The 7,422-nt window shown below is 67.4% G+C and carries 7 protein-coding genes and 1 riboswitch; of the genes, 4 read left to right on the top strand and 3 right to left on the bottom strand.

Features of this window, described 5'->3' with window-relative positions:
• Positions 1 to 355: 355 nt before the first annotated feature.
• Positions 356 to 436: riboswitch (ZMP/ZTP riboswitch) on the top strand.
• Positions 437 to 459: 23 nt separating this feature from the next.
• Complete coding sequence (locus tag NMI01S_RS14545; protein WP_062997435.1) at positions 460 to 657, top strand: hypothetical protein; 198 nt, start codon at positions 460 to 462, stop codon at positions 655 to 657.
• A 696-nt stretch (positions 658 to 1,353) separates the two neighbouring features.
• Positions 1,354 to 1,845, top strand: coding sequence for a hypothetical protein (locus NMI01S_RS14540; RefSeq protein WP_157126176.1), 492 nt, complete (start codon positions 1,354 to 1,356; stop codon positions 1,843 to 1,845).
• Between the two features lie 391 nt (positions 1,846 to 2,236).
• Here NMI01S_RS14540 and NMI01S_RS14535 read toward each other — a convergent pair whose 3' ends face one another.
• Entirely contained in the window at positions 2,237 to 3,043 is an 807-nt protein-coding gene (locus NMI01S_RS14535) for a GAF domain-containing protein (protein ID WP_245716865.1), read from the bottom strand.
• 587 nt (positions 3,044 to 3,630) lie between these two features.
• Here NMI01S_RS14535 and NMI01S_RS34130 point away from each other — a divergent pair.
• Entirely contained in the window at positions 3,631 to 3,933 is a 303-nt protein-coding gene (locus tag NMI01S_RS34130; RefSeq protein ID WP_084512959.1) for a tyrosine-type recombinase/integrase, read from the top strand.
• A gap of 54 nt (positions 3,934 to 3,987) precedes the next feature.
• Here the strand turns inward: NMI01S_RS34130 and NMI01S_RS14530 are convergent, their stop codons facing one another.
• Positions 3,988 to 5,109, bottom strand: coding sequence for an acyl-CoA dehydrogenase family protein (locus tag NMI01S_RS14530; protein ID WP_062997554.1), 1,122 nt, complete (start codon positions 5,107 to 5,109; stop codon positions 3,988 to 3,990).
• A gap of 124 nt (positions 5,110 to 5,233) precedes the next feature.
• Positions 5,234 to 6,247 (bottom strand): AraC family transcriptional regulator, encoded by a 1,014-nt coding sequence (locus NMI01S_RS14525; protein WP_062997431.1) that lies wholly within the window; start codon positions 6,245 to 6,247, stop codon positions 5,234 to 5,236.
• Between the two features lie 150 nt (positions 6,248 to 6,397).
• Here NMI01S_RS14525 and NMI01S_RS14520 point away from each other — a divergent pair, with 150 nt between their 5' ends.
• A complete protein-coding gene (locus NMI01S_RS14520; RefSeq protein ID WP_062997429.1) occupies positions 6,398 to 7,405 on the top strand; it encodes a zinc-binding alcohol dehydrogenase family protein in 1,008 nt (335 codons plus the stop codon).
• Positions 7,406 to 7,422: the final 17 nt, after the last annotated feature.

Genomic DNA, 7,422 nt, shown 5'->3' with positions numbered 1-7,422 from the left:
ACGCCGTCTGCGCCGGCCTACTGCAATCCGGCGAATGAACATCGCGCGCGGGGGCACCGCACTTGCAGGGCCGGCTCGCTCCCCTGGACAACCTGGCATCGGAACTACCGGGGGTCGCCGCCGTGCCGATCCAGGTGTCTGAGCCGGGACCGCGCGTTCTCGTACTCCTCACGAAGGCTCGGCATAGCGGTCATCCCCCTGCGGTTCGATGTCCTCTTCGAGGGTAAGCGGCAGCGCGGTGCAGGTCAGCTCGATACAGACGCCGATTAGGTTGTGCCACGGCATATCTCACGCCCGGCCGGGGGCCGATTCGGTGTGCCGCCACACCATGGCGCGATCGGAAGCCCGAGAGCCTCGGTGGTAGTGCGACTGGCCTCGGGTGGGTGACCACCGGGAAGCGTGACGAGTAGAAGCATCGACCGCCTGGGTGCTTCTCGGTTTCGGCTACAGGAGTCTTGCGTGCTCGAAATCGTCCGCGCCCAGGCCGGCGATATCGATCGCGTCATCGGGCTGCGTAGTACTCGCTGGCGTCGACCTTGGGAGTACAAGGGCGACGAAGAACTGATCACGCCGGGCATGCCGGTGACATGGGTCCTCGGCGAGGGCGGACACGGAAAGTACCGCAAGGCAAGCGAAGTCCGACCAGCCCAGCCGTAGCCGGTGGGGGCGTAGTTCGGCGGCAAGCCGATGACCCCAGGTGTGTGTGGCTGTATGCCGTATGGGGGTGTGTAGGCGCAGCCGTTAATACTGCAACGTCACTCGCATGAATTGCTGCTGGTAGACCTGTCGGGTGATGTTGGATCGGCTGGTGGCCGAACTGGATTCGTTGATGGCGCGGATCGGGGACCGGGTTCTGTCGGACGGAACCGCGAGCCAGAGCACGGGAGTACGTGCCGGGACTGGTCGCAGCGGCCCCACACTGCGACCACACTGACGCCGCAGGAACCTGCCTACGAGGCAGTGGCGATGGCGCTCCGGACACGCGATTGAGCCTGAGGGTGACAGCATCCTGTCGATCAATCGTCGGCCACTTGGCTACTGGTGGCGTTCGGGCCGGCCGGTGACGCCGCCGGCCCGAACGCCACGCGGCAGACGCGCCTTCTGCCCGGTACGACGATATTCAGCCGCGTGCGGACGGTGGATGTCGGTTTCGGGTGGGCGAGCGCGCCGGCTGCCCATGTGAACCGGCGCGCTCTCGATCTCCGCATACACCCGGGCGGATGCGGTGACCTACCGACGCACTACCCGGCTCACTGCAGAAGAATCCCGCACCTGTGCTCCGGTCCGCCAACGCCAGAGCCCGTGTACGGCGAAATGCGATGAGGGCCTCGGCGGCTCGGGTGTCGGGAAGTCGTGCTGATCGTCGAAGGCTGCCACCGGATCGGTTGCGCGAAACGGTCAGCAGGGCTCTGGACACGAGCGATGATCGACCGATGCGACATACATCCGTGGCTCTGCGATCTACCGATCCGCGGGGCACCGGTGACACCGCATCTGCTGGGCTGGACGGAGGCGATCCTGAAAGTGTTGAGCGGCGCGGGCCTGAGCCCCAGCGAGAGCCTGGGCTGCGCGCTGCTGCTGGACGGTTACGCGCGACAGATCGCCAACGCACGTCGTGGCGTGCGCGAAAACACCGCCACATCCGTCCGGTCGGCAGCGGTGACCCGATTCCTCGAACCCCGGATGCGGGAACTGGGATATTCGGTCTTGGCGGCCATGATGGCCGGAAACGAATACTCCGACGACATTCTGGACGATGACATCGCCTTCTGTTGGGATGAAATGGCATGCGCGCCATCTGGTCTGCGAGCCGGGGCGATGCCGTCTCTACAGGGGTTCAGGTAGTAATCGCGCGAAAGACAACGACAACGGCTTGACAAGCAACGATATGCCGTAGCGGCTCGGGCTGCGGAGGTGCTCGGTTGGTACTTGGCTTGGCTGCCGAGAGGTCAATCGGTTGCTGGAAGTTAGGGGACGCGTCAAACACGGGCCACGCGTACCAACACGGTGATCGCGGCCGCGGCCACGATCGCGCCGGCCACGATGAGAGCCGTTGCCGCCCAGCCGAACCAGCTCACCGCGGCATTCAAACCATCCCGCGGGCCATGCGTGAACTTGGCAGCCTCACCGGCCCCGGCGCCTCTCGCACTCACTGACCAGCAACTACGCCATATCCGCCCGAAATTCGGCCGATGCTACGGCGCCCCCGGGCCGGGAGGTTGGTTCGTGCTGACGGTCAGCGGTTGAGGTAGGCGGCCAGGCCACCGAGTTCCTCGTTGGCGATGAACACCGAACGGACGTTGAGGATGGCCTCTTCGACGTGGGGGGTGCGGCCCCAGGCCGAGTCGCCCCAGGAATCGGCGACCTTCAGCTCGGCCGGTGCGGTGCAGCCGGCAGTGCCGCCAAGCTGGCAGTGCTCAGGGTGCGGGGTGGTGGCCTGTACGGCAGCCGCGGCTCGCATCTGGGCGGCGAGCTCGGCGGCGGCAGCGGCGCGATGCTCGGCATCGTCGCGCAACTGGCGTTCGGCGCGTACCGCCTTGATGGTGGCCAGACGCAGCTCCAGGTGCTGCGCGACCTGGTCGGCGAGATAGCCGAGCACGGTCCTCTGCACCTCGCTCAACTCCCGAGGCATGGCGTCGATTGCGGTAACGGTGCCGAGGTGGTGCCCGTCGGAGGTGACGATCGGGGCGGCGGCGTAGAACCGCAGCCCCAGCTCACCACGTACCAACGGATGATCGAGGGTGCGCGGGTCCGTGACCGCGTCGTTGACCACGTACGGGCCCTCGGCGCAGAACGCCGACGCGCACAGTCCCGGTTCCGTGCCGACCTGCGCCACACCATCCAGTCCCTTGGCCGCAGCGAACCAGACCCGGTCGGCGTCGACGATGCTGACCGTGGCGATCGGGGTGCCGCACACCGCTGCTGCGGTCGCCGCGATGGTGTCGAACTGGCCGTCGGTTGGAGCGTCGAGGATCTCGTAACGGCGTACCGCGGCCAGCCGTGCGGGGTCGGTGAGGGCGGCTCTGTCAGCAGTGATCGACACGGTGTGGTGCTCGCTTCCCATGGGGGTGTTCAGACCGGGGTAGAGAATACGTGGTTGCGGCGGTCATGGCGCATCCGCTGGCTGCCCGTGATGCCGGCGCGGGCGAGGGCTCGGTACACCGTCGGGCGCGACACCTCGAACAGCTCCGCCAGTTCGGCGATAGCGGCCCCTTTCCGGCGTATTCGGTTCCCACTTCCAGTAGGGGCCCGCGACTCGAAGGGGGCTCACGCAGCGCTCGGCGATGTAGGAAATGTTGCTGGACGGCATTGTCCAGCAACACTTTTCGGGTACACGCCCAACGCCTCCCAGGTGCTACGGTGCAGGCCGCTTGCCGTGCAATGGTTTGCTTCCTCGGACATCCAATGAATTCCTGACCTTCGATAACCCGTCTCTACCGGTAGGACGGACGAAACCCATCAGGCACTCCCGGCGTCGTGGACAGGGGCTGCGGCGCGCGTCCGCTGCTGGGCTGCCACCGAGCGCACCGTACCGCTGCCGGCGGAAGCTCATCGTGAACTCAGCGCCTTCCTCGCGACCGTTGATCGTGGGAGAAGCGACTTGCTGTTCCATACCAAGGCGGGTCGGCCGTGGTCCGCCGACGGGATGGGGCAACGGTTCCGCGAAATGGTGTCAAGGCGGGCGTGCCGCGCGGGTTCACGTGGCACGACTTGCGGCACTTCTACGCCTCCGCGCTGATCGCGAAAGGCGCCTCGGTCAAGACCGTGCAGGCGCGGTTAGGCCACACAAGCGCGAACGTCACCCCGCAGGTGTACACGCATCTGTGGCCCGACCACGACTCCCACACGGTCTCCGTCATCGTTGACATCTTCCAACCGAATGGCGGAAACCCCCTGGGGGGTACCCGAAAATTTAGACAGCGATTCCGGTGAGAGACGGGACAGCAGCTGCTTCCTGACCCCGAAAACCGCCTCTCACCAGGAAATCTACAGACTACGCCCGATAATCAGTTTCATGATCTCGTTCGTCCCCCCATAGATCTTCTGAATTCGCGCATCCGTGAATACCCGCGAAATCGGATATTCCGCCATGTATCCGTACCCGCCGAACAACTGCAGGCATTCGTCGGCGACGCGGCACTGCTGTTCCGTCAGCCACCATTTCGCCTTGGCGGCGGTGGGGATGTCGAGTTCGGCGCGGAGGTGTTTGGCGACGCAGTCGTCGAGGAAGGCCCACGCGACCGAGGCGATGGTGTCGCATTCGGCGAGGGTGAACTGGGTGTTCTGGAAGTTGAAGATGGGTTTGCCGAAGGCCTGGCGTTCCTTGGTGTAGGCGACGGTCATTTCGACGGTCTTCTCGATCGCCGCGGCGGCGGCGACGGCCAGGATGAGGCGTTCCTGGGGGAGTTGCTGCATGAGCTGGATGAAGCCGGTGCCTTCGGTGGCGCCGAGGAGGTTGGTCTTCGGGACGCGCACGGCGTCGAAGAAGAGTTCGCAGGTGTCCTGGCCGTGCTGGCCGACCTTCTCCAGGTTGCGGCCGCGGCGGAATCCCTCACGGTCGGTTTCGACGGCGATCAGCGAAACCGATTCCGCGCCTTTGCCTTCGGAGGTCTTGGCGGCGACGATCACCAGATCGGCGAGCAGGCCGTTGGAGATGAAGGTCTTGGCGCCGTCGATGACGTAGTGGTCACCGTCGGCGACGGCCCGGGTGCGGATGCCTTGCAGGTCGGAGCCGGTGCCCGGTTCGGTCATGGCGATGGCGGCGACGATTTCGCCGGAGGCCATCTTCGGCAGCCACGCCTGCTTCTGTTCCTCGGTGCCGTAGGCGTTGATGTAGTGCGCGACGATCGTGGAGTGCACCGGGTTGCCGAGGCTGGGCGCCATGGCCCGGGTCTGCTCGATCGCGATCACGGCTTCGTGGGCGAAGGTGCCGCCGCCACCGCCGTACTCCTCGGGGATGGAGATGCACAGCAGCCCCAGTTCGCCTGCGCGATTCCAGATTTCGCGGTCGACGTGGTGCTGGCGGCCCCAGCGATCCTCGTTCGGTGCGCATTCCTTCTCGAAGAAGCGGCGCGCCAAATCGGTGAGCGCGTCGAGATCTTCGTCCATCCACGGGGACCGATGCACCGGCACGGGGAAACTCCTCTGGTCGAATACGGTGTTCGTTCGCCAAGGTAGGAGCGCGCTGCGCGCCGGCCAATGACCGCAGCGCTCGATCTTGTGACCGGATCGCTCAGGGTGCGGCGGCGGGGCCGCGATAGGAGCCGGGGGAGCTGCCGGTCCAGCGCCGGAACGCGCGGGAGAAGGCGCTGGGTTCGGAGAAGCCGAGCCGTCGTGATACCGCCGTCACCGTCTCGCCGCGGACGAGGGCCGCGATCGCGGCATCGCGCAGGATCTGTTCGCGGATGCGGCTGGGTGAGGTGTGTTCGTCGCTCAGTTTGCGGCGCAGTGTGGCGGGGCTGACGGCCAGTTCGCCGGCGATCTGCTCGACGCCGGGCCAGTGCCGTGGTCCGCCGCGTTCCAGGATGCGGCGTACCTGCGCCGCGGTGGACACCGAATCGTCGCCGCGGCCGATGACGGCCTCGGGGGCGTTGCGCAGGAAGCGCAGCAGATCGTCCTCGTCGCGCACGAGGGGCGCGGTGAGGACGTCGGCATCGAAGACCAGGGCCGCGTTCGGTGCCGAAAAGCGGACCGGCGCACCGAAGATCAGGTCGTAGTCGTCGAGATCGTTGGGCGGATAGGGGACTTCGGCGCGCAGCAGTCGCAGCGAGCCGCCCACCGACCAGTCCAGGAAACGGTAGACGACCATCAGCATGGTGTCGATGATCAGGCCGTGCGGATGGCGGATATCGCTGAGGTCGAATGCGATTCGGGTCTCGCGGGCGTCGGTGTCGAGCTGGAGCGGCGGGAATCCCGGCAGGGCCTTCTGGAACATCCGGAACCGGTGTAGTGCGCCGGCGAGATCGCGGGAACCGAGCAGGGCGAAGCACACCAGCCGGAAGGTGCCGCGCGGCATCGGGTGACGGCCCAATCCGAGTAGTTCGTCGTCGGTGCTGCGCCACAATTGCTGCACCAGATGCACGGCTTGCCCGACGGTGACGCGGGCGCGTCCCTGGTTCAGCAGTTGCGGCGCGATGCCGGCTTCGGCGAGCAGTTCTCCGGTGTCCCAGCCGCGCCGGCGCGCCAGGTCGACGATCGCGTGCACCCGCCCGATGGGCAGCGTGAAGGCGGTCGACGGCGGGGGCACTCGGCGACGCTATCAACGCCGTGTTCCAGTGCTCGGGACCGCCTCGGCGGCCGGATGTGCCGGGTCCGTCCGCGCCCACGACTACCATCGATCTTCCCGCCGTGGCGCGGGCGTTCCGGTGTCGGAAGGAGTGCGATGAATCCTGCGACGATGGCCGCCTGGCAGGTGGTGCGGCCCGGCCCGATCGACGAATCCCCGCCGGTCCGCACCCGGGTCCCGATCCCGGAGCCGGCCGCGGGCGAGGTGCTGGTGCGCGTGTTGGCCTGCGGGGTGTGCCGCACCGACCTGCATGTGGCGGAGGGGGATCTGCCGGTGCACCGGCAGCGGGTGGTGCCCGGCCACGAGGTCGTCGGGGAGGTGGTCGCGGTGGGCGCGGGGGCGGCGGCCGTCGCGCCCGGTGATCGGGTCGGAATCGCGTGGTTGCGCAGCACCTGCGGGGTGTGTGCGTACTGTCGTCGCGGCGCGGAGAATCTGTGCCCGAATTCGCACTACACCGGATGGGACGCCGACGGCGGTTATGCCGAATATGCCACGGCGCCTGCCGATTACGTGTATCCGCTGCCCTCGGGATACGCCGATGCGGAGTTGGCCCCGCTGCTGTGTGCCGGCATCATCGGCTTCCGGGCGCTGCGGCGGGCGTCGCTGCCGCCGGGAGGACGGCTCGGCATCTACGGTTTCGGCGGCAGCGCGCATCTGGCCGCGCAGGTCGCCCTGGCTCAGGGCGCCGAGGTGCATGTGATGACCCGCGACGCCGCCGCGCGGGAGTTGGCCTTGGCCCTGGGTGCGGCGTCGGCGCAGGGCGCGGCCGATCCGCCGCCGGTGCCGCTGGATTCGGCGATCCTGTTCGCGCCGGTCGGGGACCTCGTGCTGCCCGCGTTGGCGGGGCTGGACCGCGGTGGTGTGCTGTCGATCGCCGGCATCCACCTCACGGATATCCCGGTGCTGAACTATCAGCGCCATCTGTTCCAGGAGCGCGAGATCCGTTCGGTCACCGCCAATACCCGCGCGGACGGGCGTGAATTCCTGGAGTTCTGCGCCCGGCACCGGATGCAGGTTCGCATCAACCCCTATCCGCTCGAATCCGCCGACCGGGCCCTGGCCGACCTGGCGCACGGTCGATTCGCCGGGGCGGCTGTGCTGCTGCCCGGAGCCCGCTGACCGCACCCGGTACCATC

The sequence above is a fragment of the Nocardia mikamii NBRC 108933 genome, assembly GCF_001613505.1.
Lineage (GTDB): Bacteria > Actinomycetota > Actinomycetes > Mycobacteriales > Mycobacteriaceae > Nocardia > Nocardia mikamii.
The sequence above is the reverse complement of the archived record's forward strand: the minus strand, read 5'-3'. Positions and strand labels throughout refer to the sequence as shown.